The 24,958-nt window shown below is 40.4% G+C and carries 26 protein-coding genes; 3 read left to right on the top strand and 23 right to left on the bottom strand.

Annotation, left to right across the window (positions count from 1 at the left end; genetic code table 11):
- Nucleotides 1–209 precede the first annotated feature (209 nt).
- The 7 genes from prsA to F9856_RS03795 form a co-directional block, all read right to left on the bottom strand.
- Entirely contained in the window at nt 210–1,211 is a 1,002-nt protein-coding gene (prsA, locus tag F9856_RS03825) for a peptidylprolyl isomerase PrsA (RefSeq protein WP_202105801.1), read from the bottom strand.
- A gap of 61 nt (nt 1,212–1,272) precedes the next feature.
- Nucleotides 1,273–1,992 (bottom strand): O-methyltransferase, encoded by a 720-nt coding sequence (locus F9856_RS03820; RefSeq protein ID WP_202105800.1) that lies wholly within the window; start codon nt 1,990–1,992, stop codon nt 1,273–1,275.
- A 74-nt stretch (nt 1,993–2,066) separates the two neighbouring features.
- A complete protein-coding gene (locus tag F9856_RS03815) occupies nt 2,067–2,615 on the bottom strand; it encodes a DUF6630 family protein (RefSeq protein WP_202105799.1) in 549 nt (182 codons plus the stop codon).
- Between the two features lie 10 nt (nt 2,616–2,625).
- Nucleotides 2,626–3,069: a hypothetical protein gene (locus F9856_RS03810; RefSeq protein WP_044773717.1), complete on the bottom strand. Its 444-nt coding sequence runs from the start codon at nt 3,067–3,069 to the stop codon at nt 2,626–2,628.
- 1 nt (nt 3,070) lies between these two features.
- Nucleotides 3,071–4,873, bottom strand: coding sequence for an oligoendopeptidase F (gene pepF, locus F9856_RS03805; protein WP_202105798.1), 1,803 nt, complete (start codon nt 4,871–4,873; stop codon nt 3,071–3,073).
- Between the two features lie 72 nt (nt 4,874–4,945).
- Entirely contained in the window at nt 4,946–5,572 is a 627-nt protein-coding gene (locus tag F9856_RS03800) for a hypothetical protein (protein WP_202105797.1), read from the bottom strand.
- 43 nt (nt 5,573–5,615) lie between these two features.
- Nucleotides 5,616–6,557: a competence protein CoiA gene (locus F9856_RS03795; RefSeq protein WP_202105796.1), complete on the bottom strand. Its 942-nt coding sequence runs from the start codon at nt 6,555–6,557 to the stop codon at nt 5,616–5,618.
- Between the two features lie 67 nt (nt 6,558–6,624).
- Here F9856_RS03795 and F9856_RS03790 point away from each other — a divergent pair, with 67 nt between their 5' ends.
- Nucleotides 6,625–7,191, top strand: a complete 567-nt coding sequence (locus F9856_RS03790; protein WP_024391871.1) for a GNAT family N-acetyltransferase — start codon at nt 6,625–6,627, stop codon at nt 7,189–7,191.
- A gap of 29 nt (nt 7,192–7,220) precedes the next feature.
- On the opposite strand, the gene metG is transcribed toward F9856_RS03790, so the two are convergent.
- The 9 genes from metG to F9856_RS03750 form a co-directional block, all read right to left on the bottom strand.
- Entirely contained in the window at nt 7,221–9,224 is a 2,004-nt protein-coding gene (metG, locus tag F9856_RS03785; protein ID WP_202105795.1) for a methionine--tRNA ligase, read from the bottom strand.
- Between the two features lie 207 nt (nt 9,225–9,431).
- Complete coding sequence (locus F9856_RS03780) at nt 9,432–10,181, bottom strand: hypothetical protein (protein ID WP_202105794.1); 750 nt, start codon at nt 10,179–10,181, stop codon at nt 9,432–9,434.
- A 77-nt stretch (nt 10,182–10,258) separates the two neighbouring features.
- Nucleotides 10,259–10,384, bottom strand: coding sequence for a hypothetical protein (locus F9856_RS12280; RefSeq protein WP_256769054.1), 126 nt, complete (start codon nt 10,382–10,384; stop codon nt 10,259–10,261).
- 159 nt (nt 10,385–10,543) lie between these two features.
- On the bottom strand, nt 10,544–10,681 hold the full coding sequence (locus F9856_RS03775; RefSeq protein ID WP_202105793.1) for a hypothetical protein: 138 nt from the start codon (nt 10,679–10,681) through the stop codon (nt 10,544–10,546).
- Between the two features lie 38 nt (nt 10,682–10,719).
- A complete protein-coding gene (locus F9856_RS03770) occupies nt 10,720–11,223 on the bottom strand; it encodes a hypothetical protein (protein ID WP_172004183.1) in 504 nt (167 codons plus the stop codon).
- Nucleotides 11,213–12,085 carry a hypothetical protein gene (locus F9856_RS03765; protein ID WP_172004182.1) on the bottom strand — a complete coding sequence of 291 codons (873 nt, stop codon included), beginning with the start codon at nt 12,083–12,085 and terminating at the stop codon, nt 11,213–11,215. Before F9856_RS03765 ends, F9856_RS03770 begins: the two co-directional genes overlap by 11 nt.
- Nucleotides 12,078–14,177, bottom strand: coding sequence for a DNA (cytosine-5-)-methyltransferase (gene dcm / locus F9856_RS12360; protein WP_172004181.1), 2,100 nt, complete (start codon nt 14,175–14,177; stop codon nt 12,078–12,080). The genes F9856_RS03765 and dcm overlap by 8 nt, the downstream gene beginning before the upstream one ends.
- Nucleotides 14,178–14,215: 38 nt before the next feature.
- On the bottom strand, nt 14,216–14,521 hold the full coding sequence (locus F9856_RS03755) for a hypothetical protein (protein WP_202105792.1): 306 nt from the start codon (nt 14,519–14,521) through the stop codon (nt 14,216–14,218).
- A gap of 191 nt (nt 14,522–14,712) precedes the next feature.
- Nucleotides 14,713–15,330 carry a DUF3885 domain-containing protein gene (locus F9856_RS03750; RefSeq protein WP_202105791.1) on the bottom strand — a complete coding sequence of 206 codons (618 nt, stop codon included), beginning with the start codon at nt 15,328–15,330 and terminating at the stop codon, nt 14,713–14,715.
- Nucleotides 15,331–15,443: 113 nt separating this feature from the next.
- On the opposite strand from F9856_RS03750, the gene F9856_RS03745 reads away from it, so the two are divergent.
- Nucleotides 15,444–16,325, top strand: a complete 882-nt coding sequence (locus tag F9856_RS03745) for a CPBP family intramembrane glutamic endopeptidase (protein WP_202105790.1) — start codon at nt 15,444–15,446, stop codon at nt 16,323–16,325.
- Nucleotides 16,326–16,423: 98 nt separating this feature from the next.
- Here the strand turns inward: F9856_RS03745 and F9856_RS03740 are convergent, their stop codons facing one another.
- From F9856_RS03740 to F9856_RS03730, 3 genes are all read right to left on the bottom strand, one after another.
- Nucleotides 16,424–17,305, bottom strand: coding sequence for a DUF975 family protein (locus F9856_RS03740; protein WP_099810103.1), 882 nt, complete (start codon nt 17,303–17,305; stop codon nt 16,424–16,426).
- Between the two features lie 111 nt (nt 17,306–17,416).
- A complete protein-coding gene (locus tag F9856_RS03735) occupies nt 17,417–18,805 on the bottom strand; it encodes an amino acid permease (protein ID WP_202105789.1) in 1,389 nt (462 codons plus the stop codon).
- A gap of 159 nt (nt 18,806–18,964) precedes the next feature.
- Nucleotides 18,965–20,626 carry a hypothetical protein gene (locus F9856_RS03730; RefSeq protein WP_202105788.1) on the bottom strand — a complete coding sequence of 554 codons (1,662 nt, stop codon included), beginning with the start codon at nt 20,624–20,626 and terminating at the stop codon, nt 18,965–18,967.
- Between the two features lie 155 nt (nt 20,627–20,781).
- On the opposite strand from F9856_RS03730, the gene F9856_RS03725 reads away from it, so the two are divergent.
- Nucleotides 20,782–21,609: an exodeoxyribonuclease III gene (locus tag F9856_RS03725; protein ID WP_202105787.1), complete on the top strand. Its 828-nt coding sequence runs from the start codon at nt 20,782–20,784 to the stop codon at nt 21,607–21,609.
- Nucleotides 21,610–21,700: 91 nt separating this feature from the next.
- On the opposite strand, the gene F9856_RS03720 is transcribed toward F9856_RS03725, so the two are convergent.
- The 4 genes from F9856_RS03720 to F9856_RS03705 form a co-directional block, all read right to left on the bottom strand.
- Nucleotides 21,701–22,552, bottom strand: coding sequence for a class C sortase (locus F9856_RS03720; protein ID WP_202105786.1), 852 nt, complete (start codon nt 22,550–22,552; stop codon nt 21,701–21,703).
- Complete coding sequence (locus F9856_RS03715; RefSeq protein WP_044766177.1) at nt 22,549–23,406, bottom strand: class C sortase; 858 nt, start codon at nt 23,404–23,406, stop codon at nt 22,549–22,551. The genes F9856_RS03720 and F9856_RS03715 overlap by 4 nt, the downstream gene beginning before the upstream one ends.
- Nucleotides 23,403–24,233: a class C sortase gene (locus F9856_RS03710; RefSeq protein WP_202105785.1), complete on the bottom strand. Its 831-nt coding sequence runs from the start codon at nt 24,231–24,233 to the stop codon at nt 23,403–23,405. The genes F9856_RS03715 and F9856_RS03710 overlap by 4 nt, the downstream gene beginning before the upstream one ends.
- A 199-nt stretch (nt 24,234–24,432) precedes the next feature.
- On the bottom strand, nt 24,433–24,861 hold the full coding sequence (locus F9856_RS03705) for a hypothetical protein (protein WP_202105784.1): 429 nt from the start codon (nt 24,859–24,861) through the stop codon (nt 24,433–24,435).
- Between the last annotated feature and the right edge of the window lie 97 nt (nt 24,862–24,958).

Raw genomic sequence — 24,958 nt, 5'->3', positions numbered from 1 at the left:
TTTTAAGGTAATACGACTGTATTTTGAAAAAAACTAACGATGAGTAGCTGAAAAACTAGACTTAGATAGAAGTACTAAACTGCGAATACAGGTTCTCATATTCAATTGTTCTATTAAGTAGCAAGATACTTGGCCTAGATGGCTCGCAACAACCGCCAATTTTCTGAACTAAGTAATCAAGTATCTATTCTTAATAAGTAAAACGTCAATTATTGACCTGAAGAACTAGAAGATTCTGTTGTAGAAGAAGAGCTTTCAGTCGACGAAGAACTACTTTCCGTTGATGAAGAACTGCTTTCTTCTGTTGTCACATATTGTGAAAGAAGATTTTGGAAAGCACTGTCTTTAACCTTAACGTTTGCTTTTTGGAGCGCTTCTTTTAGCACAGTAGCAACAAATGTTGAATCACTTTGCTTTTGCGCCAGAATAATCTCTTTCAACTTATCTTTGTAGTCTTCCCAGTTGGCAGATTTTTCTGACTTCGCTTCCAATTTTACAACATAGTAGCTAGTTGTATAAGTTGTCATATCTACTACTGAAATAACGGAGGCCCCTACTTGACCTGCATCCAAAGCAAAGACCGCTTTTTGAACTTCTGTAGGAACAGTTGTTGAAGTTGAATCGAATTTTACTTCGCCTCCATTGTCTTTTGTAGCAGTATCCGTAGAATTGTCTTTTGCCAATTGAGCAAAATCTGCACCTTCAGCTTGTGCTGCAGCTAAAACTTCTTTTGCCTTAGCTTCGTCTGTCAATTTGATGACACGTGCTGTTACTTCTGGGGTATAGGCATCATAAGCTGCCTTGTAGTTCTCATCAGTCAATTCCTTCTCAGCGGCCTGTTTTACAGCATACTCAACTAATTTATTAGTACGGATTTGTTCTTTGTAAGTTTCTTGAGTCAAGCCAGCTGAAGAAAGAGCTGTTGCAAATGAATCACCATATTGCTCTGCCATTTTGTCATAAGCCTCATCGACTTCTTTTGCAGTCACTTTGTCACCATACTGGTCTTCAAATACATTACTAATAATCATTGACAATAGAACTTGTTGAGCTTGAGAGTTTGTTTTTACCTTCTCATAAAACTCAGACACAGTAATCGTATTCCCTTTCATCGTAATGATATCTTTATCAGCTGCATTGGAACAAGCAGCGAGTGTTACTGCAGCAAAGAGTGTTACTGCACCTGCAAGAATTTTTTTAGTTTGTTTCATTAGAAACTCTCTCCTTTTTTTCGTTAACCCTTTCATTATAACACAAAAGCTTAAAAACTTCTTAAATTTCTGTATGTTTTAAGTCAACATTTTCCCTATTTTTCCTCAACATAAGGAGACCGTCACTCATGGAAATAAGACTAGCAGTCACATCTGGATTATCCAAAGTCGCATCGAATAAACGTTGCAATCCCTTATAAATAGTGCGCTGCCCTCTTCTGACATCCTTGATGTCTTTGGCAACATCTCCTCCTTGGAAGATGTCATCCAAAATGATTAGACCGCCTACTTTGACCTTTTTCAAGACTTCTGGTAAAAATACAATATATTTTGATTTAGCAGAATCCATGAAAACAAAATCATATGCGTCATCTGGTAAAGTCGGAAGAATGTCCATGGCTTCCCCTTCCAGCAATTCAATCTGCTGGCGCTGATCATATTTGGCAAAATTTTCCTTTGCAAAGCTAATCATTTCTTCATTTCGATCAATCGTTGTAATCTTCGAATTCGGACTATTTTCAGCCATCAGTAACGCAGAAAAGCCAATAGCAGTTCCAATTTCTAAAATACGTTTAGGTTGGAGTGTCTGCATCAGCAAGCGGAAATAAGCTACCGTTTCGTGAGGGATAACTGGAATATTTTCTTGACGAGCAAACTCTTCCAGTTCTTTCAAAAAACCTGTATTTTGCGCCTGACGTGTTCGCATAAAATCCACAATTTCTTCCTTGACAACCGGACGGCGCATATTGTGATTTGCGTTTTTACTATATGATTCGACCATAGAGTCCATTATATCATAAGCCGACAAGATTTTCTTCCTCAACACGCTAAAAGGTAGGTTTCCCCACCTTTTCTTTACATATTTTTAGCGTAATCAATTCGATACCCTAAATTTCCAGCTAGTTCTTGAAGTCGGACAAAAGTCTCTTGCTTACTGAAAAAGAGATAGTAACTATCCGTGTCCATATCTACTGCCCCTAGACAAAAGTTTTCATCAAGATATTTGCTATCAACAACTCTTGCCCATTCTGAAATAGAGGCAGCTGGATTTAATCCAACTGAATCCAATTTGAGAGAAATCCCTGCATTGCGGACTTGATGAAGACGGTCAAAAAAGTAGATAAACTCTTCAAGATTATCCTTATAATCACGCACACAAATATAATTAAAATGCTCTAGTAATTTTATCAAGATTAACCAAAGATTTTCCTTTTCAGACTCCCCAACACGGTCCAAGAAATCATCGAATGAATCTGGTTCTAAGATGCGTTCAATAGAGTCTAGAATCTGATTCGGATCACTAGCAAAAACCACATCCCTAAGTTGAAGAAATAGCTCCCTGTCACCATTTGACATGAGGTCTGCCAGTTCAAAAATGTCCTGTAGTTGTTCTTCCGTTAACATAATACCTCCATTATGAATTTGAAAAATCCCATCTTATATGCGGTGCTACTTGCTCTACAAAATGGTAAATATCATTAAAATCTGCACCATCAAGCTTATTCAAATTGACGACTGCAAGTAGCGCTCCCTTATTTCCTACGATTCGCAAACGTTTCGACTGATAGCCACGATAGACAGGAGAAACCATGTATCGAATCTCCGCAATCTCTTCTAACGAATGGCGCTGGCGTTCACTCCAAAAGTGTTCTTGAAATTCTAGGTGCTGTTTCGTCAAGATAAAAACAGCCTTTTGTTTTCTCAATATATATAAATAAACCAGCAAAGGTTGTAAAAATATCAAATAGACGACACTTCCCACAGAAGGTTCAGGTCTAGTCAAACCACCAAGACCCAGCAAGATTAAAACAAGGCTAATCACACTGGGAATGACAATCGAACGTTTATAGGAAATCATATTAGAGGTGCACACCTTTCTCAACTAGAGCTTCTAATTCTTCCAAACGAGCCTCAAATACCTTGAAGGCATCATTGAGGTAATCTTCCTTGGTCATGTCTACGCCAGCCTTAGCGATGACATTGAGGGAGTAATCTGAGCTACCAGCCTTTAAGTAGTTGAGATAGTTTTCTTTGTCTTCTGGGCTACCATTGACAATCTTGTTTGCTAGAGCTGATGCTGCCGCAAAACCTGTCGCATACTGATAGACATAGAAATTGTAATAGAAATGTGGAATACGAGCCCACTCAAACTGGATTTCTGGATTTTCTTCGGCAGAAAGTCCGTAGTATTTCTCGTTTGTCTGACCGTACAATTCATTGAGGAAATCAGCCGTCAAGACTTGACCTTCCTGGTCTGCCTTGTAGATAGCTTGCTCAAACTCGGCAAATTGGGTCTGGCGGAAGACTGTACCACGGAAACCATCTAGGTAATGGTTAAGAATAGCAAAGCGTTCCTTATCATCTTCTACTTCTGCCAAGAGTTTTTCTGTTAGGAGATTTTCATTGGTTGTTGAAGCAATTTCTGCCAAGAAAAGTGAATAATGACCATAGACATAGGGTTGAGTCTTACGAGTCAACATAGAGTGAAGAGAATGCCCTGTTTCATGGATAAGGGTGTACATATTATCCAAATTATCCTGCCAATTGAGAAGCATGAAGGCGTTGGTGTCGTAGGCACCTCCTGAATATGCACCTGAACGTTTTCCTTCATTAACATGAACATCAATCCAGCGATTTTCAAAAGCTTCTTTAACGATAGCCGAATAATCCTCACCAAAGATTTCCAAGGTTTCTTGGCATTTTTTAAGAGCATCTTCATAAGAAATCTTGGTACTAAAATCTGACAATGGTGTGTACATATCGTACATCTTCAAGTCCTCAATACCCAAGAGTTTCTTACGCAAATTGATATAACGGTGCAAGAGCGGAAGGTGCTTGTTGACTGCCGCCACTAATGTATCGTAAACGGATTCTGGAATGAAATTAGCTGCAAGTGATGCGTGACGGGCTGAATCGTACTTCCGTAAACGAGCTTTCAGGTTATTGACCTTGACATTAGACTGAAGGGTCTTAGCGTATGTATGCTGGAACTGCTCGTAGGTACCGTACATAGCTTCATAGGCTTCTTGGCGGACATCACGGTTTTTAGACTCCATAAAGTGGATGTAGTTTCCGTGTGAAAGTGGCACCAAGTGACCGTCTTCATCTGCGATTTCTGGGAAACGCAGACTGGCATTGTCCAAGACTGAGAAGGTTTCAGCAGGTGATTCGAAAATCTCGCTGGTCGCCGCAAGGACTTCTTCTACCTCTTGTGACAGGACATGGTCCTTAGCCGCTAAAAGTTTTTCAAATTGGTGGCTGTATTGAACAAGAGTAGGCTCTTCTGCCTTAAAGGCTTCCAACTGCTCTTCAGTAATGGCCATAAATTCAGGCTCATAGAAGGCAAAAGCCTGTGAAAAGGCAGCATACAAGCCCATGGCCTTAGCTTGAAATTCCTGATATTTGCCTTCACGAGTATCTTGGTCGTTCTTCATAGACGCATAGACATAGAGTTTTTCAATGCGACGCATAAGACCAAGCTGCGTTTCGCTAATTTCTAAGAGACTTTTAGCTGAGTCCAGCAAATGACCTGCAAATTCTTTTGTTTTTTCAGTTTCAGCTTGTAAATCTGCAAGTTCTGCCTCCCAGGCATCATCGGTTGGGAAAATGGTGGTCAAGTCCCACTGGTATTTTTCTTCAATTTCGTAACGTTGTTTAGACATAATTAATCCTCCGTAAAAAATATTCTAACATAAAAATGCCCCACTTTCCAACGGAAAGTGAGGGCTTACAAGTTACTCATCAGCAGTAAAGTAGGTCTTGGCATCTGCTACTGCTTCTTTGACAAAACTGTCATAAAAGGCAAGGTTAGGGATGCCATATTTGTTTAACAAACCGTCAACGTAACTGCTTCCTTCAGCCTCTTTGATACTTCCTCTTTTCTCCTGATTATTAGCCTGATGAACAAAGTTTCCTTGTAGGTCAACCGTTAAATGTCCATCATTTGCAAAAGAAATAGAGTAGCCACTAGCCACAAAATACTGTCCAATCTGTCCCGTAGCCTCACTTGCCTTCTCCTCACCTTCGTATTTGTCAGTCGCTACAGTATAATCACCACTTTCGTCAAAATAGGTCACCTTACAACCACTTGGATAGGAAAGCATATAATATTCATCAGTGAAAAGGTATTCCGTACCATCTTCAAAGACTATGAGTGTCCCTCCACCCTCTGCTACTTCTTTAGAGGCTACTGTCTGACTATGCTGGGAGGTAAACTTCTGTGCTTCTTCCTCATTGATTGTTTGCACTTGCTGACTGGAGGCTGTGGTGGTTTGCCCCTCCTCATGACTTACAGCACAGGCCGATAAGCTAAACAATAGTAGCAAAGAAGCACTTACTAAGGTAAAACGACTAAATTTCATAACAAGACCTCCTTGTAAACCTTTTCTTTTATTATATCATTATTTACACAAGTTGTCTATAAATTATAGGTGGATACAAGATTTGTTTTCTCTTATCTTTTGCTTTGTCGTAAAACAGATCAAATGCTTGGTAAATCGGTGTCAGGTCTTGTTTGATTTGGGCAAAGCCAATAGCAGAGCTGGGCAGACGGATTTGGGGATAGAAGTCATCCAAGGACTGACTGAGCAAGTTTTTCCCTTGCTGGTAGGCCTCCGCCTGCAAGTTCATCCACTTGGGAACTCGGTAATAGAGTTGCTTGGCAACATAGTCCAGCAAATCCTGATCAACCGAACAAGTAAAATAGGACAAGGCTTGCTTGGCAAAGGGAAGCCGTAAAATATCTAGTAAATTCCCTTGACCAAAGGGAAAGGCCTTGGTCAGACAGTGGACCTTACCTCGTAAGTCTTCATGAATAAGGTAACGAAGACGCAATTCTTTTTTCTCGTCATCCAATTCCCAGAGGTGAAAACCCATGTTCATACTAAAAGAGAGGAATTGCTTGTGGAGATTGGTCAGCCGTTCTCCAAGCCAGAGATCCTTTCCCAGAAGCCACAGAACAGCTATACCTGCTTGTTGGTAGGCCATAGTCCGTTCCTGCAAGCGTGAAATGGGTAGACTGGAACATTGGACTTCCAAGGCAAGTTGCTGATTGACCAAGAGATCTGCCACCTGCTTGGTTGCAGGAAGATAGGCCTCTAACTCTACTTCTTCCTGACCCTGTAACCACTTATACAGACTGGACTTGAGGGACAGATGCTGGGCTGACTCATTCTCGGAAAAGTATGTGCAATCCCGTAGGGTGACATGGGCAAAATGCGAACGCAGAACTTTTCCGGATTTGTATCGGACCAGGCCTCCACAACCTGGACAGGAATAGCGACCTTGTGGCGCAGGATTTTCCAAAAGATTAAAAATTTGTCGGTCTTCATCAAGTGCAACTAACATAGAACCTCCTTTCTATATTAGTTCGCAACTTGTGGTAAAATGTAAAATGTTGGAAAGGAGAGTAAAAATGACCAAAAAAATTGCCAAATGGGAAAAGGACGGCTTTGTCTTGCAGTCCTTCCAAGCGGGCTTTGCGGAGAAGTATTATGAGGACTGTTTTACCAAGCCTTCTGCTGAAATTTATCGCCTGACGGGGAGTTCGGGAACTTATAGAAAAGAAGATGTAGTCAGCTACTACAATCGAATTGTCAACGACTCTGAACGGTTTGATTTTATGCTGATGGCACCTGACGGGACCTTCATCGGCGAATCGGTTATCAATGAACTGGATAGGGAAAACAGCTCTGCTAACTTCCGTATCGTTATCTTTGACGAGGGTTATCTGGGACAAGGATTGGGCTCTTGGGCAGTTGAAAAGACCAGAGACTTTGCTTTTGAGCAGGTTGGCTTACATCGCTTGGAACTGGAAGTTTTTTCCTTCAATCCACGCGCCAAACGTGCCTATGAAAAAGCTGGCTTTCGTTTGGAAGGTATCAAACGGGACAGCCAAAAGACAGCAGATGGCTACACCGATACACTCATTATGTCCATTCTAGAAGAGGAATGGAAAGCACTCAAAAAACCAGCTGATTAGGCTGGTTTTTGTGTCTTTTCTAAGCAATTTTACCCAATCTGACTGCCGTTTGGCACAGATGGATCGACTGTTAAGAGTGTCAAATTGCCGTCGTGTTCGGCTGAGAGGATCATACCCTGGCTGAGCAAGCCCATCATCTTACGCGGCTTGAGGTTGGCAACGATTTGAACTTTCTTGCCGACCAACTCTTGCTCATTCGGATAGTACTTGGCGATACCAGACAGGATTTGGCGGTCTTGTCCATCACCAGCGTCCAGACGGAACTTGAGCAGCTTGTCAGATCCCTCCACCTTGGCCACTTCCTTGACTTCGGCCACGCGGATTTCAACCGCATCAAAGTCCTCGAACTTGATCGCAGCTTTCTCGTTTTTGAGTTCCACGTCAGCTGGGTCCCATTCTTTTTCTTCCTCTTGGGAAATGGCAGAGCTACCACCCATTTGGGTTTGGATATAGGCGATTTCCTCTTCCATATCCAGACGTGGGAAGATAGGCGTGCCTTTTGCGACCACTGTCAAACCAGCTGGAAGACCTGCAAAGTCAAGGTTTTCAAGGTCAAATGCAGTACCCAAACCAAGCTGTTCCATAATAGCATTAGACGTCGTCATCATAAATGGTTGAATCAAATGAGCCACCACACGAAGACCTGCTGTCAGGTGAGCCATCACCGCTGCCAACTTGTCACGGTCAGCTTCTTCTTTAGCCAAGACCCAAGGTGCAGTTTCGTCGATGTACTTGTTGGTACGGGAAATGATATTCCAAACAGCTTCCAAAGCGCGTGGATAATCCACAGCTTCCATGTAGGTGTGGTAGCTTGCCAAGTTGTCAGCTACTACTGCCGCCAAGTCCGCATCAAAATCAGTCACATTGGCAACAAAGGTTGGGACCTGACCGCCGAAATACTTGTTAATCATAGCAACCGTTCGGTTGAGCAAGTTTCCAAGGTCGTTGGCTAGCTCGTAGTTGATACGACCAACATAATCTTCTGGTGTGAAGGTCCCGTCAGAGCCGACTGGCAGACTACGCATGAGGTAGTAACGCAGCGGATCCAAGCCGAAACGCTCGACCAACATTTCTGGATAGACCACATTGCCCTTAGACTTAGACATCTTGCCATCTTTCATGACAAACCAACCATGAGCAACCAAGCGGTCTGGCAACTTCATGTCCAACATCATGAGCATGATTGGCCAATAAATAGAGTGAAAACGAAGAATGTCCTTACCAACCATGTGGTAAACTGTTCCATTCCAGAACTTGTCGTAGTTGGCTGTTTCTTCCTGACCATAACCCAAGGCCGTCGCATAGTTGAGTAGGGCATCAATCCAAACATAGACAACGTGTTTAGGATTGGACGGTACAGGCACGCCCCAAGTAAATGATGTCCGAGATACTGCCAAATCTTCCAAGCCTGGCTCGATGAAGTTTTTCATAATTTCATTGAGGCGGCCGTCTGGCTGGATAAAGTCCGGGTGAGCATTGAAGAACTCGACCAACTTATCCTGATACTTGCTGAGGCGAAGGAAGTAGGATTCTTCTGAAACCCAGGCAACCTCGTGACCGCTGGGAGCGATACCGCCTGTTACCTTGCCGTTTTTATCTCGGAAGACCTCTTCTAATTGGCTCTCGGTGAAAAATTCCTCGTCTGATACGGAGTACCATCCAGAATACTCTCCCAAGTAAATGTCGTCCTGCGCCAGCAATTTTTCAAAAACAGCCGCCACTACTTCCTCGTGGTAATCGTCGGTCGTGCGGATGAACTTGTCGTAAGAGATGTCTAGCAAGTTCCAGAGCTCTTTAACGCCAACCGCCATGCCGTCAACATAGGCTTGAGGTGTCAAACCAGCCTCTTTTGCCTTCTCCTCAATCTTCTGCCCGTGCTCATCAAGCCCTGTCAGGTAGAAAACCTCGTGCCCCATGAGACGCTTGTAGCGAGCCAAGACATCGCAGGCAATAGTTGTGTAGGCCGAGCCAATATGGAGCTTGCCAGACGGATAATAAATCGGTGTGGTGATATAAAACGGTGTTTTTGTCATATTTTTTCCTTTCAAATTCAGGGCAAATGAAACCCTGTTATTGACAACATCCTATTTTATCATATTTTCAGCTAAATCACAAAGCGGTTCTAAATACAAGCCGAGTAGAAAGCTAATGTCTATCTTCTCTATAAAATTATAGTTCTGTTCTTGTCAATTGACGAAGAGCGAAAAACCGGAACCAGTTTGGAACTGTTTCCGGTGTTCTTATACAATATGGAGCTGTTCAAATACATTTTCCAAATCAGCTATCATTTCTCGATGAAAATCTAAATAATAGGTTTTCTGGTCAGAATCTGGTAATTTTTCAATATCAGCTAAGATTGCTTGATAACGATGGAGAATTTTCTTACCAGCTTCTTTATCTATCTCGTCAATTTTACCAATACCTGCTGCTATTTCATCCAAACTGTCATATTTTGCAAGTACATCCTCTGTCCACTGGCACTTGTCTTTGTTAAGTGTGACAATCTTTTCTGTCAGCCAGTCTTCATAACTTTCCTCTTCTGTCACTATTGACTGGCTCGCAGTAGACTTAGGCAATTGGGCAATTCTACTTGAACGAAGGTAATTCCGATAAAACCAAACGGCAAAAAGAATGGCTAAAATGATATTGACTGGAAAAACAAAGCTAAGGGTGAACAGTACGGTCAGCCACAAGATCAACTTGATATTTCTTGCCGCTTTCTCTGCATGTCTGTTCTTCTCCTCCCACTCGTCCAATATAGCCTGGGCTTGTGCAGCATAGGTTTCAACCAATTTTGCCAGTCGTACCTTTTTCTCTGGGTCGTCTTCCAGTTCCATTGCCAGATAGGCTTGGTTCATGCGGGCCTTGGCCGCCTCATAAGTCTGGACAGTCGCTAAGTATTCCGCATTGCTATTCATCTGATTCATCAAGCGATCCGTCTGCCCTTTGATAAAGGTCCGATCGCTTGATGTTAATTTACGGTAAGGCATAACAAGCCCCTCCTGAATATCTGAAATATACTACCATTTTACGATAGGTTCCATTCTTTTGCAATGCTTCAATATCATTATTTCCTTCTGCCAAACAATAGGCTTAAAATGACAAAACCACCTGCCAATGCGACAATAATTACAGGTGAGGCCCAAAGCAAGATTAAAAACCAAATCAAGAGTTTCATAAAGAGTTCTTCCATTTGTCTTTCCTCCTACTTCCTACGTCTGAGACCAATCGTTATAGCGATAATGCCTACCAGATAACAAATCGCAAATGTAAAAAATAGAAATGCACCCATATACTTCTCCTTTGGTTTAGCTGATAATCTGTCATAGATTTAGTTGTTTAAAAAGCTCATTTATTTTTTTTCAATTTGTTCTAATTCTACCACAAACCATTCAGTAACGGAAACTTTTTTTCCGGTTGGAGAAATAGTCTCCAGTTGAACGCGTTTATCGTAGAAGGCATCCTGCTTTACAGCATTAAGTGTGCCCATCTTCTAATTCAAGCAATCCCTTTTTAAACCACAAAACTCTATATTTTAGGTATGATAGAATGATTATCTACTCCATCCTTCGAAATATCCCATCTGGCTACATTAATTTTTTTTATTCGTTTTCCACTCCCATAATCAAGCAAATCTTCTCTTTTTAAATTGATTAAAACTTTTTGTAGGCTCCCTAACCCATCAGATGATAATAAATATGCTTCTTCGGGATTACAAAGTTTACAATATATCAATAATTGTCCTAAATTTTGAAGAGTTAACGCTGCCTTTTTCGCTTCAACAAAATAGATTTCAGCTCTATCTTTCCATCTTACAATCCCCAAAACATCAATTTCAATTTTCAATCCAACAACTTGTGGAAAATATTGTATTACATCATATTTATTTAAAATTGAATCTAAATATACGGAGTGACAATCTAATACAAATACTTCACACCTCTTGTTTTTAAACTTTTCCCTAAGGTATGTATCTAACCATTTGACCATACCTGGGTATAACTCAAATTCACTTCTTACCTTATTCGCCATATCCTAACTCTTTTGCTAATTGAGTCCATGAATCAAAATGCTTTCCTCTTATTTTTTCGGGTAAACTATCATCATTTTCCATTGGGTGAATCGGCTTGCTTCTTAACCTAACAGCTTTCTCCCAATAGAATTGATGGGTTTTATTTTCATCTAAATAATCAAGTAATTCTTCTGCATATCGTTCTAATGCCCTTTGCTTGTGAACAACATTAAATCCTATAGGTAGAAACTCATTTGCCCATATTTTAACTTGGTGTTCCTTTTTCCAATATTTCGTTTTTCCTTGCTTATATTTTTTTAAATTAGAATCTCTGAAGTTAGGATGACCAAAATCTATTGTTTGAACGGGTATATCTAATGTTTTCAACATATTAGCTATATCTATAACAAATTGCCAGTTACCTGGAATCTCAATGTACACTCTATGACATCCATCTTGACCAAAAGCCAGATTACTTTTCCTAATGTAGCCAGTCACGTCTGCTACCCCTCTGAGCAATTCCTTCTTCTCATCAATAGTCATATTAAATAATTCACCATTCATTACCATAGTTGAATGGTGAACACCATTTCCAATAAATCTGAGAATCTCTCTCATAGTATAATCTTCATTAGACTTTGTAAAAGACACCCTTGTTACATTCTTTGTTTGTGAAATAGGCAGTGAATGTCCTAACAGCGGCTCAATAATACTTCTAATATCAGCTAAACTACTTTTTACATATACTGAAACTTCTAACCCTTCATCATCTCGTAAATTTTTATGGGGTATCTCTATCGTAACTGTGGTGTAATTGGTATCCCTTTGTACTTCTCCATTTCCTAATATCATACCTACTAAATAAGCCATTTGATTATTCATTTTCAATTACCTCACCCTCATTATTGACAAAATTTTCATAAATCTGATCAGCAATAGCCTTCGCCATAAGCGGTGGCACTGCATTACCAATTTGTGTTCTAATATCAACCTTACTACCATAGAAAATAAATCTATCATCAAACGACTGAATTCGTGCGGCCTCTCTCGGTGTAATAGAACGATGTAAAAATGGATGATTGTTTGTACCATTTGATGCTGCATCAAATCTTGTATCTATAGTAGGGGATGGCTCATCCCACTTCAATCTACCCCACGTTGATTTATATTTTTGTTTTCCTAAAAGTTTTTTTGGAAGATATTCCTTACCTTTTTCTGGTGGAATCATGCTAAGTTTATGAATTGCAATTTCAGAATGATTGGAGGCTCTATGGTTATATAGTTTCACACTATCTTTCCTCATAAGCTTTTGATATTCTGTTCTTACTTCTGTGATATAACTCTGTTCAAAATCACCCTCATTTGAATTCAAATACGCTAAATCCTCAATAGCATCTCGAACTGTTGTTAAGCTTTTGACTGTTGGCTCTGGTAACGAAATTGCATTTTTTTTACTACATAAGAAAATGACCCTCTCTCTATTTTGTGGAACACCGTAATCACTTGCTCTAAGTATGCCTACACTAACTTCATAACCTAGTTTCTTTATCTCATTTATAATTTGTTCTTTAAACCAACCGTTTGATGTCGACATCAAATTTTTTACATTTTCTATTACAAAAACTAATGGTTGCAACACCTTAACTAAATGAAGAAATTCTATAAATAAAAAATTCCTAGGGTCCTCTAACCCTAACTTCTTACCTTTTAACGAGAATCCTTGACATGGTGGTCCACCAATAATCATATTTACTTTATTTTTTTTCGAAAGATCTATTATTTTTTTCTTTATCTCTTTGTCCTTTATATCTCCTATAATCAATTCTGAGCCTGGGATATTTTTTCTGAACGTCTGTGCGACCTTTTCGTTAACATCTAATGCAACTTTTGTTACAAAATGAGGATTTTTATGCATTCCATACGACATACCTCCTGCACCACAAAATAAATCAAGTATTCTAAATTCCATTTCTTTATCACTCTCTCGTCTTTTTATCAATATTCGCTTAAACATTTCTTTACCATTTATTTTTGGTTTAAAAAGATCATACTCATTATCAGAACCATGATTTGCCTCTCCAACAATTTCAAATATTTCATCATTATGGTATTTCAAATATGTAAGTGGCACACCCATTATTCCATAATAATCCATTGGTATTTCTGAAACTCTGTAAACGTGAATTGCATCAAAATTATCATACTTCGGATAATTACCTTCTATGAATTTGTGAGTCAAAACAAGCTTCTTTTTGCTATTAGTGGGAACCTCTAAATTTGTAAGCCACATTGCATTTCCTAAACTTCTCCATTTTTGACCAAATTCGTCCACCCAAAACCTTGTTTTTCTTGGTTCAGTACTATCTGGAACCTTAAATGACATATCTCCAAAATGGTAGCCTACACGAGCTTCATTCTTCTTTATATAAGGAAAAATTTCTTTGTATGTTATTGCATTTTGGTTGCTAATCAAGAGATATTTCTTATGATACTTAGTTAGCAATGAGAATAATTCTGAAAATTTAGAAAAAGGTGGATTTGTCACTACAATATCAGAATCGATTAAATACTTTATAGATTCTGGGCTTCTAAAATCTCCGTCACCAGTTAGTTTTCGAAGCTTTCTATCATTTACGAGCATGTCAAAGAGCTTGTTTTCATCTAAACAATCAATGATAGCAGGTGACATTTCGTCAATCTCCAGAATAAGACCCCTGCCATCTTCACTTGAATGAATCTCCGAGTTTGCATATGAAATACATACCAGTTTTTTTAAGTTGAATCGATTGAAATTTTTCAGAAAATATTTTGCAAAAGCGGAATCATATGGGTTGTCACAATTACAAAGTACTTTTTTTCCAATGAATTGAGATTCATAATGTTGTACTTCACTTTCTACGGTTTTATAATCTGTATACCATTCATCTGTATTATTCCCACTGTATTTTGCTTTATTTAATATTGAGTTTCCCACTATTAAAACCTCTTGCTATCCTTTTCTGCCTATTCATATTACGTATTTTCAACCTCACACACTTTATAATTTATGAAATATCTTATTCTAAGTTGGGACTTTTTATCCTTAATTACCACTTCAATCTCAGCAACACCTGCCACAACCGACTTATCAGTAGGAACCGTCTTGTAATACAATTTGTTCTTAATTTCTCCACTTTTATCTTTACGGATGCGAGTGATTGTCGCTTTTGGAATATCATAAAAAGACAAGAATTCATAGATAAAAGAAGCTTGGTCAAAGCCAACTTCCAATAACTGCTGAATCTTGTCTTCGATTGTAATAATATCAAACTTTGCCATAAGATCTCCTAGCTTTTCCTAACACATTTGTATTAGTACAAAAGGAGTGTTGGCTGAAAAAATAACCCACGTTATTATACTAAACACACCATTCAGTTTCCTAATCTTATTTTGTGATAGGACTGTTGTTGTTAGGGTTTGACTGAAAGTCAAACCCATGGTATACGTAGTATATCATGGGCATTTTTATATTAGTTTTTAAAATCCATCCTCCTCTCCATCTCCTCCATATCATAGTCAAAAAGCAGGTCATGGCAGTCCGTAAAAAGCTGACGACGCTTGTCGTCATCCACCACCGCGACATCCACTCCCCTATCATCATAGCAATGATACAGAACCTTTTCCTTGCTAGATAGAAAGATAAGAGAAGCAGAAAGGTAGTGAAAACCACCATGGTCGGCTTTGATAATCTCCTTCAACAGAGCATTCAAATCTTGGTCAGCGACCGGAAAGAGATAGCGCTCAAAGACTAGCACATCTCCCGTCCAATCCTCCACTTCTATCAACTCAGGCTCAGGGACCTTGTCGAAGTTAAATTTCGATGAAAAATGCCAGAGGTAAGTGTCGATGGCCCTATCTTCCTGGCGAAGCAGTGAAAGAACCACATAGTCGTATGCTGAACTAGCACGCTCCAAAAGCTCAACCGCACGCGCATAAGCCCTATCCAGATACACTTTTCTAGGTAGCTCTTCAGCCTCCTCTGCAGGCCCAATTTCAAATTTCAAAGCGAGCGGGGTTGCATAGAAAAATGGACCTACCAATTGGTGTTCTCCAAATTGAAAATCTCTTAGCCAATCCATTAGTTTCATAGATATTCTCCTTTTATACTTTTGTATCATTATATCACGCTTATCAAAATTCTGTCTAGTTTTCCATAGGAAAATATGATAGACTGGTACTAAACACAAACTAGGAGAAAAATATGAAAACAGCATTCATTTCAGAGAAAGCCAAATCACGCTTTAATCTCAATTTTATCCTATCGCCTATCACAGCACTGGTCTTGATGGCAGTAGCTGAAACAGTTGGTTACTTTGCCTTTATGCCCTTATTTTTCATTTTCATAGATAATGCCTTTGTGACACTCAGTCTTGAATTATTGGCCTTTGCCTTCATCAGTCTTGCCATCATACTCTGGGCAAGATTTGTAGAAAAAAGTCCTTGGCTTGGGCTTGGAATACGAAAAAAAGGAGCTTTGAAAGACTTCTTACTTGGTTGGGGGATAGGTGCTGCTATGTTAACCACCTGTGTCTTGCTTATGTGGGGATTTGGGGCTATTCAAGTGACTAGTTTTCAATTCTCAGCGAATTTAGTAGGAGAATTTCTTATCCTTGTACTTGCTTGGTCCATTCAAGGCACAACAGAGGAATTATTGACTAGAGGCTGGATGTTTTCATCCCTAGCTGCCAAGCACAATATCCCTGTCGGTATCCTTGTTTCCTCCCTCTTTTTTACCTTTCTCCATCTTGGTAACGACGGGATTTCCCTCATTCCCCTTCTCGACCTAACACTCTTTGCCATTTTAGCCTGCTTAGTCATGTTAAAAACCGGTAATCTTTGGGTAATAGGTGGTCTACATGCTGCCTGGAATTGTTTCCAAGGAAATGTCTTTGCCTTTCCAGTGAGCGGAACACAGGCTGGCCAGGCCTTTATCGCAGTAGAAACCTCTGGTCCAGACTGGTTGTCAGGTGGTGCATTTGGTGTGGAAGGCTCAGTTATCAGCCTCCTTATCCAAGCTGGTATGATCACTTGGTTGGTATATGAACTCTATTTCACATCACCATCAAAACAACTTGAACTTTAGCAATGATGATAAAAAATACAGACAGAATCTTGCTGATCGCTAAATCCAGCAGAAACTGTCTGTATTTTTATTTCAATGTAGCTGTATAAAATCTATGCTTATCCTAGTTCCGAAGACCAAATGGAATCTACCCTCGAAAGTAACAAAGGATTTTTGGCAATCAAATCCTCATAAAACAGGGCTTGGCAGGTCCAATAATAAGGATAAACATACAAGGCCAACAAACCAAAAGTCAGTAAAATACCGATGAACCAACCAATAAATGACAAGTCAAGCATGAATCGACGCCACTTATTACCTTTCATCAATTGCCAACTCTGTTTGAATAATTTAAACGGAGAAGAATAAATATTATTTTCCAAATGATCATAAAGAAGAAATTGAACCTGACTGAGACCATAATCTACTAATAGACCACAAACCAAGCCAATCACGACTAAGATTACTCCTATTTGAAAATAGGAGGAGCTAAAAAATCCTGAGAAATCAGGCTGATAGCCAACCGGAGCCCCAACAATGAAAACTGTACTGAAAAATGAAATACTAAGTAAAGCCATCCCAATGACAGCTGGGAAACCAGCTATATAAATAACGAGCATTTTCAAAAAGGTCGTGACCAGAATAGGTAAAAAATTCTTCCCATCCAGTAGACTAAAACACTCTGAAAAGCTGACCTTGTCTCGCTGCTTTCTTACGACTCTTATGAGTTGAAAACACGCCGTCACAATCAAACATTGTGCAATAAAATCAAATATGATTGACGGGTCAAGCGATATATAATTGTGACTCCATGTTACCCCATCTTTTACAATGGTACTTCCCCAAAAGACGATACCCGTTCGTCCCCAGATTTGTTTCAAGCCATAGTTAAGCATGCCTGACAGAAATGAAATCAAGACGGGAGCCATAAATAAGGCTAACATTCCCTCTGTATTCTCCCGAATAAGAGTAGCCCTTGCACGAATATCACTATTAGTCATAAGAAAACTCCTTTCTCTTTTGTTACATATATTATACTACTTTATTTAAAAATGCACCACAAATATATAAAATTGTAGAGAAAATCCCTTCAAATTACGAAGGGAGGCAACCTATTTCACTTCCGAATGACGATAACCATAACAGAAGTAAATCAAAATTCCAATGACCAAGGATACTCCAAAGGCAAGCCAAGTATCTAGACTGTACTGGAACATAAAGGACAGACAGATAATGATGGAAAGGATTGGCAAAACCGGTACAAATGGCGTTTTAAATTGTCCTGCTTTTGGCAAGCCCTCAACCTGACGCAGACGAATAATACCCAACGCCAGCATGATCAAATAAGCTAAGGTACAGATATTGAGGAAAGAAGCAATACTTGCTAGTGGGAAAATACCTGCACAAATGGCTGCAAAAATCCCCACAAGAATGGTCGCATTTTTAGGAACCTTGCTTGTTTGTGTCAATCGGCTCAATGATTTCGGTAGCAAACCATCACGACTGATGGAATAGACCATTCTCGACAAGGCGTAGGTCATGGAAATACATACTGTAATCAATGTTAGGATTGCAACAATAGAAATATAACTCGCTGCCCAATCCAATCCAACTTCTCGAAGTGCAAAGGCTACCGCATCTGCCACATTCAACTTAGTATAGTGAACCATACCAGTCAATACTAATGTCACTACAATATAAAGAATTGTTACAATGGATAAAGACAACACGATTCCCTTTGGTACATTCTTCTCAGGTTTTTTCACCTCATCAATTGCTAATGAAATAGACTCAAATCCCAGGAATGCAAAGAACATGAGAGACGCTCCTGCCATAATTCCTGCCTGTCCACCATAAATGGCACCAAAACCAAAAGGAGAGAAGTTCGACCAGTTTTCTGGTTTGATAAAGAATAATCCTACTAAAATAAATAAAGCCAACGCTGAAAATTTCAAAACTACCAAGGCTGAATTGAAACGAAGAGCTGCCTTAGAATTAAGCAAGACCACTCCTACCACAAAAATCAAGACGAGAACTGGTAAGAGGTCTACATAGGTGCCTGCAGTGGGGTTAAAAGTTCCATTCAGAGCTGTCGGCATAGCGATACCAAAATTAGCCAGCAGTCCTTTCAAATAAGCTCCCCAACCAGATGCAACACTCGATACAGCAGTCAAGAATTCCATGATTGTCAGCCAGCCAGCAATCCAGGCAGGAAATTCACCAAAAACCGAGTAGAGATAACCATAGGCACCACCGTTAGTCGGTATACGCGAGGCAAATTCTGCGTAAAACAAAGCTGTTAGTCCAACTGAAATTGCTGCAATAACAATTGAGATGATCAGAGCTGGCCCTGCATACTGGGCTGCTGCCAAACCAGTTACCGTAAAGATACCTGTTCCAACCATCGAACCGATACCTAAAAATATCAAATCAACTAAGCCTAAATGCCGACGCATTTGACTATGGCGACTGACTGCTTGTTTTTTTCTAAATATATTCACAAAATTCTCCTTCAGAATAAGAATATGGATACTCGACAGAATAATCTACGGATTCCTATCAAAGAACCATAACGCCCCATTATACCATAAGTTGAAATATCTCGCATGGGTGATGACAAGCAAAAGAGCAAGGCTTTTCTACCTCACTCTTTCTTCTTATTATTCTGGATTAACCTTAAAGTTTTTAAGATAATTTTTCTTATCTAACTGACCGCTAAAGTGATCTCCTACTTTGATAAATGGCAACTTGTCTGTACTATCTTCCGTTGCTTTGACTTTGTAAATCTTTCCCTCAGACTCAATATAGTAGATTGTCGCACCGCCAATTATTTGACTCGCTAAAGCTTCTACTTTTCCACTGATAACCTCAGTCTGTTCACCAACTTCTCCATTTTCAGTCACCGTCAATCCTGAAAGGCTAGAAGCATCCGTTCCTGTGACTTGAGAAATTAAGAGCGCAATATCGTTGTTAACAGTAACCTGTTGATAATCTTCGGCATCAACAAGAGCGTATGATTTGACCAAGCCGGCATCATCTTTCAAGGATACTAAATAGTAGGCTGTATCTGCCAACTTAACCAGGCTTGGAGCAGTGGCTTTATAGCCTTTTTCCTGCACTTCACCTTCTGCGGACTCTTGCGCTGCTGTTTCAGTCGCCGAAGCCAATTTGTAGTTGGTAATTTCACGAGTTCTCATATTGACAAGAATGAATCCAAGGTTGGATGAATCAGCAGTTGCTGAGGTGATACCTGTGTAGAGATAAATATCTGAGCCGATAGAAATATAATTATAGCTGTCTGTTGTATTTTTCACACCAGTTTGACTGAAAATGGTATTCCAGAAACCATTTTGATAAGTATAGTGGTCATCTACACGGCTGATAACATTGTTTGCCGAATAAACACGGTCTACCCACTCTGGAATATCTTCCAGACTATACTTCTTACTTTCCCCTGTTACTGCATCCAATACAATAGCACCAATCGGATCATTTGATGAAAGTCCAAATTTTGGCTCGTAAATCGTTGCAATATAACATGGATTTCCTTGGTCATCCACTTCGAAGGATGGTTTCCCAAAAATAGTTGTCGGGTATTGCAGGCGAAGATGACGTAAGGTATCATTCAGCAAAAATTCGGAATCTGAATAGTGCATGGCTTTGCTCAGCTTGGCAAGCTCTGCTTTCCCTGTTGTCTGATTAACCTTCACGTAGTAACCAATCCCATCTTGATGGTTGCTCAGCCATTTCCAAAAATTCTTATATTCCAAAGGCGATACGCGAAACGGCTGCTGACCGATAGTAATCTGGCGATAATCATCCGAAATGCCAAACTGGGAGACCTTGTCAATGGTACCTAGATAAGTATCACCGATTTTTTCGGCTGAGGCGCGATCTAGGAGGGCCAATTTGGATATGTCTGTTTCAGGAAAATCTGCTTTAAAATCCGCATCCTTGACGCTTATGACAGCAGCGTAATCCTTAGCACGAAATACACGTGAGTTGATAAGCCCCAGCCCCAACAAACCCAGGACAACCAATACCCAAATTCGTCCCAACCATTTTAAGTAAGCTGGTAGTTGTGAGGTTTTAATCTGATAAGTATCTACTTGTCTCTGGCGACCGGAAATCTTGGTCACCTTTTGAAAAGCACCTTTGGAGCTGAACATGGAAAGTATGAGCCAAACCAATCCGACAGATTGAAGGAAAAATATCCAGAAGTCCACACTCAAAATATTTAAAGCAGGCAACTGGTACCAGTAGTAGATTAGCATTTCCAAAACTAGGGCTAACCAGGCAAAAACAAATAATTTTCTTTTCATAATAACCTCCTTGACACAGATTTATTAGTTCTATTGTATCACAATTTTAATGTTATAATACAAGAATTATAAAAATTTTTTCAAGTTCCCTTGTTCGCCTACAAGTTTGATTTTTGGTATAATGTAAAACAGTAACAGACTAGAAAAGGAAAATTATGAAACTCATTTCTTGGAACATTGATTCTCTTAACGCTGCATTGACTGCAGAGTCTCCTCGCGCCCTATTATCACGCGCAGTCATCGATACACTTGTGACAGAAGACGCTGATATTATCGCCATTCAGGAAACAAAATTGTCAGATAAGGGACCGACTAAAAAGCATCTAGAAATTTTGGAAAGCTACTTCCCTGGATATGCCAATACCTGGCGTTCATCCGTTGAGCCTGCACGCAAAGGCTATGCTGGTACACTCTTCCTCTACAAAAACCATCTAACTCCAACCATAACCTTCCCTGAGATTGGTGCTCCAACAACCATGGATTCTGAAGGGCGTATCATCACGCTAGAATTTGATGACTTCTATGTCACACAAGTTTATACGCCAAATGCTGGCGATGGCTTGAAACGGCTTGCTGACCGTCAAATCTGGGACGTTCAGTATGCTGAATACCTATCACAGCTTGACAGCCAAAAGCCTGTCTTAGCCACAGGTGACTACAACGTTGCTCACAAAGAAATCGACCTTGCCAACCCAGCCAGCAACCGCCAGTCACCAGGGTTTACAGACGAGGAGCGTGAAGGATTTACAAACTTGCTAGCCAAGGGTTTCACTGATACCTTCCGCCACTTACATGGGGATGTCCTCAACGCCTATACTTGGTGGGCACAACGTAGCCGCACCAGTAAAATCAACAACACAGGCTGGAGAATTGATTACTGGCTTGTCAGCGACCGTATCGCTGATAAGGTAACCAAGTCAGATATGATTGACTCCGGTGCTCGTCAGGACCATACACCGATTGTGATGGAAATTAAGCTATAATAATACAGTCCGCCAAACAAAAAGACTTAGAACAGCCATCAGAAACGGTGGTTCTCTAAGTCTTTTTCCTTTTATTCCTGTTACACTATACCTATCGTACTTTAGTAACTCGACACACTCTCACAAACTTGAGCAACTTGTAGGCAAGATAGACAAACAAGAACCAGCCAAAAAGGGTCAGATAGGCGATGAAGCTTACACCTTTCTTGCGATAAGATTCCAGCACTACTTGACTAGACTGTCTTTTTTCTTCTGAAGCTGATACTGCCTGCTCGCTACTATCATGATGGCGATAGGCATTGACCAAAAGACGATAATCAAAGGGAGGAACCAGTGGATCACAGGTCAACAGGGTCAGGACATCTTGTTTTTCAATCGGAAGCAATTTTTGCCAATCGGTTGCCTTGATGATTTCTGTATTTTTGACCCGATAGATGACTACTTTTTCACCAATTTCAACAAAAATCTCATCGCCCTCACGCATTTCATTTAATCGGAAAAAGCGCAAATCACTATACCAACTTCTGTGGCCAGCCAGCACACTACGACGATCCCGACCTCCGAAAGGCAAATCCGTTCCTGATACCACCGCTACCCCCTGATCAAGATGGGAATCACTGGCTCCCACCCGAATAGGTTGGCGGATTTCAAGACTAGGAATACTTACATAGCCGATGATGGTATCTCCAAAATCAGATACGGACTGCTCATCTTTCCTAGTCTCAGCAAAGGGATCAACCGTTGCCAGTTGACCACTCCGCACTACTTCCTGATAGTGTTCGATGACCTCTTCCTCTTTCTGGGAAAATCCTGACTCCGACTTTTTATAACTCTGGTAAGCAAAAAATTCCCGCACCTCATGAACTGTCATATTGCTGAACAATAATAAGGGCAACAATAATCCCACTATCATCAATAGATAGCCAACAATTTTCAACTTCATGACCGTCTCCTCCTAGTCGCTTTTCTTCTTCGGAATAGGAGGTAGCCTGCCAATAAGAGAATAAGGAGAAGAGCAGCTACCAGATAGGATAAAAGCATCCTATCGACAAAGAAACCTGGTTCTTCTTCCTCATGCACCTCTGGAACATAGGGAATCCGATGCCCCCTGACCAACAAGCGATGGCTATTGACCATATAAGGAGTACAGGTTAAAAGAGTGGCATAATCCTTTTCTTCTACCACCAACACAGGCTCAAAATCACTAGGTTCAACAACTAAAATCTGATCTACTTCATAGGCCAAAATCTCAGCAATATTATGAATATAAAAGCGATCTCCTAGCTTGAGTTGATCCAAATTGGTAAAAAGAGAGGCCGTGGGAAGACCTCGATGAGCTGTCAAGACCGTATGGCTATTGGCACCACCGACAGGCAAGGAAGAACCTTCCAAGTGACCAACTCCCTTTTGTAAGACTTCCTCAGATGTTCCTGCATAGACAGGGATTTTTTCATTTAGTTTCGGAATCTCGACATAGCCGATTTTCTCCTTGACCTCCAACATCCGAGCATACTCTGCTAGACCAGCCTTTTCCTCCTCGGAATAGGGATCCTGCAATTTTCTTGGATTTAAAGTTTTATTGTAGGCCCTAGCCAATTCGAGACGATTTAACACATCTTGAGTCGGCAGGTCTTTGGCTAGTTGATAAAACTCCTGCACTTCCTGATCTGCCTCGTAGCGATAGTATAGATGAGAACATAAAGGATAGAGCGTTATGAGCAGTCCCAACACAAAAATCAAACGCAGGACCAACTTCTTTTGAAGAAAGCGATTAGATTCCAGCAGGTTCTTCATCATTTCTTCCTCCTCTTCCTTTTAGTCAAGACAAAAATCAAGCCAATGGCAACAAGCATGCCTAAAGCATATAAAAGATAGCGTATCAAAATTCGTTTCTCTGCCTGATTCGACGCCTTGCGATGTTCCTCCTCTACATAAGGAATGCGGTGCCCTCGCACCAAAAGTCGATGTGTATTCACCATATAAGGCGTACAAGTCAATAAGGTTACATAATCTTGGTTTGGAACGACCAATAATTGAGAAAAATCACTCGGCTCAACCACCAAGATTTGATCCACTTCATAAGCCAATTCGTCTCCTATATTGTGAATATAAAATTCATCTCCTAGCTTTAAACGATGCAAATCCGTAAACAAGCGTGCCTTGGGAAGACCAGAATGAGCCGTCAATACACTATGGGTATCCTGACCGCCAACAGGTAGGGAAGTCCCCTCTAAATGCCCAATCCCTTTCTGCAAGACCTCCTCTGAAGTCCCAGCATACATGGGAATATCCACTTCAATCTTAGGAATTTCTACATGTCCTATCCGTTCATGGATTTCCAACATCCGTGCATATTCCGCTCGACCGGCCTCGTGACGAGAACGACTATAGGGATCTTCCGCAAGAACATTGTGTAAACTTTCGTTAAAGGCATAAGCCAAATCCAATCGTTGCTTGATTTCAGCTGAGGCTAAGCCTGACTTGGCTTGGTCAAAATCCGTTACAATGTGCGTCGCCTCATAACGATAGTAAAAATTTGAGATATGGGGATAGAGTAAAATTCCCAATCCGATTATAAAAATCAAGTAGAAAAAGATATTATTCTTCTTTTTCCCTTTTCTCATTTACCACCACCTCCATGTGCTACAACGTGATACATTGATGAAGAATTGTCACGCACTAAATCATTCCAAGCTAACAAAAACTGCAACTAAAATAACGCAATTCCTGATTCCTATCGTTTGAAACAACACGGATGACCATAGAAAATTCTTTAATTCGTCCGTCTCACTCAGTTGCTCTTTGGATGCTCAACATTCAATTCTAGAAATCAGCTTTTGTCTCATCCAATCCTCCAGTCTTCAAACCATCCAAATCTTCCTGACTTAGTCCTGTCAGTTCCTTTATCAGCTCATCCGTGAAATTCTTCACCAACATCTGACGAGCAACCTTGAGCTGACCATCCAGCATACCTTCTGCTCGACCTTTTTGAATGCCTTTTTGAATACCTTTTTGAAGTCCTTGAGCCATCCCCTCTTCCTGACCACGCTTTCTACCTAGTATGAAAGAAGTCTCCAATTCACCAAAATGATTGGCGGCACTATAGGCTAGTTGATCAATCATCTTCCTTTCCTCCTCTGTCCATGTATTTCTATCCAGCAGGTGTTCGGCCCTGCTGATAGCGTCTGTTTGTTGCTGGCTAAATTCACGATTGGCAAAAAATTCCATCCACAAGCGTTGGTTCTTAGCCAATTTCCCCTCACTCAGCTTGTTCAATTCAATAATGAGGCTGGGCAAAAAGTCCAAAGCCACTTCTCAGAGTTCGTGTCAACATCTCAGCGCAGTGGTT

The organism is Streptococcus suis, assembly GCF_016743335.1.
In the GTDB taxonomy this organism is placed as follows: domain Bacteria; phylum Bacillota; class Bacilli; order Lactobacillales; family Streptococcaceae; genus Streptococcus; species Streptococcus suis_Y.
The sequence above is the reverse complement of the archived record's forward strand: the minus strand, read 5'-3'. Positions and strand labels throughout refer to the sequence as shown.

Excerpts from the sequence above, each read along its gene's own strand:
- F9856_RS03740 (WP_099810103.1), bottom strand. The coding sequence starts at position 17,305 with ATGACTAATAGTGATATTCGTGCAAGGGCTACTCTTATTCGGGAGAAT.
- F9856_RS03710 (WP_202105785.1), bottom strand. The coding sequence starts at position 24,233 with ATGAGAAAAGGGAAAAAGAAGAATAATATCTTTTTCTACTTGATTTTT.
- metG (WP_202105795.1), bottom strand. The coding sequence starts at position 9,224 with ATGACAAAAACACCGTTTTATATCACCACACCGATTTATTATCCGTCT.
- F9856_RS03815 (WP_202105799.1), bottom strand. The coding sequence starts at position 2,615 with ATGTTAACGGAAGAACAACTACAGGACATTTTTGAACTGGCAGACCTC.
- F9856_RS03780 (WP_202105794.1), bottom strand. The coding sequence starts at position 10,181 with ATGCCTTACCGTAAATTAACATCAAGCGATCGGACCTTTATCAAAGGG.
- F9856_RS03765 (WP_172004182.1), bottom strand. The coding sequence starts at position 12,085 with ATGAATAATCAAATGGCTTATTTAGTAGGTATGATATTAGGAAATGGA.
- F9856_RS03790 (WP_024391871.1), top strand. The coding sequence starts at position 6,625 with ATGACCAAAAAAATTGCCAAATGGGAAAAGGACGGCTTTGTCTTGCAG.
- F9856_RS03795 (WP_202105796.1), bottom strand. The coding sequence starts at position 6,557 with ATGTTAGTTGCACTTGATGAAGACCGACAAATTTTTAATCTTTTGGAA.
- F9856_RS03770 (WP_172004183.1), bottom strand. The coding sequence starts at position 11,223 with ATGGCGAATAAGGTAAGAAGTGAATTTGAGTTATACCCAGGTATGGTC.
- F9856_RS03800 (WP_202105797.1), bottom strand. The coding sequence starts at position 5,572 with ATGAAATTTAGTCGTTTTACCTTAGTAAGTGCTTCTTTGCTACTATTG.
- prsA (WP_202105801.1), bottom strand. The coding sequence starts at position 1,211 with ATGAAACAAACTAAAAAAATTCTTGCAGGTGCAGTAACACTCTTTGCT.
- F9856_RS03755 (WP_202105792.1), bottom strand. The coding sequence starts at position 14,521 with ATGGCAAAGTTTGATATTATTACAATCGAAGACAAGATTCAGCAGTTA.
- F9856_RS03775 (WP_202105793.1), bottom strand. The coding sequence starts at position 10,681 with ATGGGCACACTTAATGCTGTAAAGCAGGATGCCTTCTACGATAAACGC.
- F9856_RS03730 (WP_202105788.1), bottom strand. The coding sequence starts at position 20,626 with ATGAAAAGAAAATTATTTGTTTTTGCCTGGTTAGCCCTAGTTTTGGAA.
- F9856_RS03750 (WP_202105791.1), bottom strand. The coding sequence starts at position 15,330 with ATGAAACTAATGGATTGGCTAAGAGATTTTCAATTTGGAGAACACCAA.
- F9856_RS03720 (WP_202105786.1), bottom strand. The coding sequence starts at position 22,552 with ATGAAGTTGAAAATTGTTGGCTATCTATTGATGATAGTGGGATTATTG.
- F9856_RS03715 (WP_044766177.1), bottom strand. The coding sequence starts at position 23,406 with ATGATGAAGAACCTGCTGGAATCTAATCGCTTTCTTCAAAAGAAGTTG.
- pepF (WP_202105798.1), bottom strand. The coding sequence starts at position 4,873 with ATGTCTAAACAACGTTACGAAATTGAAGAAAAATACCAGTGGGACTTG.
- F9856_RS03810 (WP_044773717.1), bottom strand. The coding sequence starts at position 3,069 with ATGATTTCCTATAAACGTTCGATTGTCATTCCCAGTGTGATTAGCCTT.
- F9856_RS03745 (WP_202105790.1), top strand. The coding sequence starts at position 15,444 with ATGAAAACAGCATTCATTTCAGAGAAAGCCAAATCACGCTTTAATCTC.
- F9856_RS03725 (WP_202105787.1), top strand. The coding sequence starts at position 20,782 with ATGAAACTCATTTCTTGGAACATTGATTCTCTTAACGCTGCATTGACT.
- F9856_RS03820 (WP_202105800.1), bottom strand. The coding sequence starts at position 1,992 with ATGGTCGAATCATATAGTAAAAACGCAAATCACAATATGCGCCGTCCG.
- F9856_RS12280 (WP_256769054.1), bottom strand. The coding sequence starts at position 10,384 with ATGGAAGAACTCTTTATGAAACTCTTGATTTGGTTTTTAATCTTGCTT.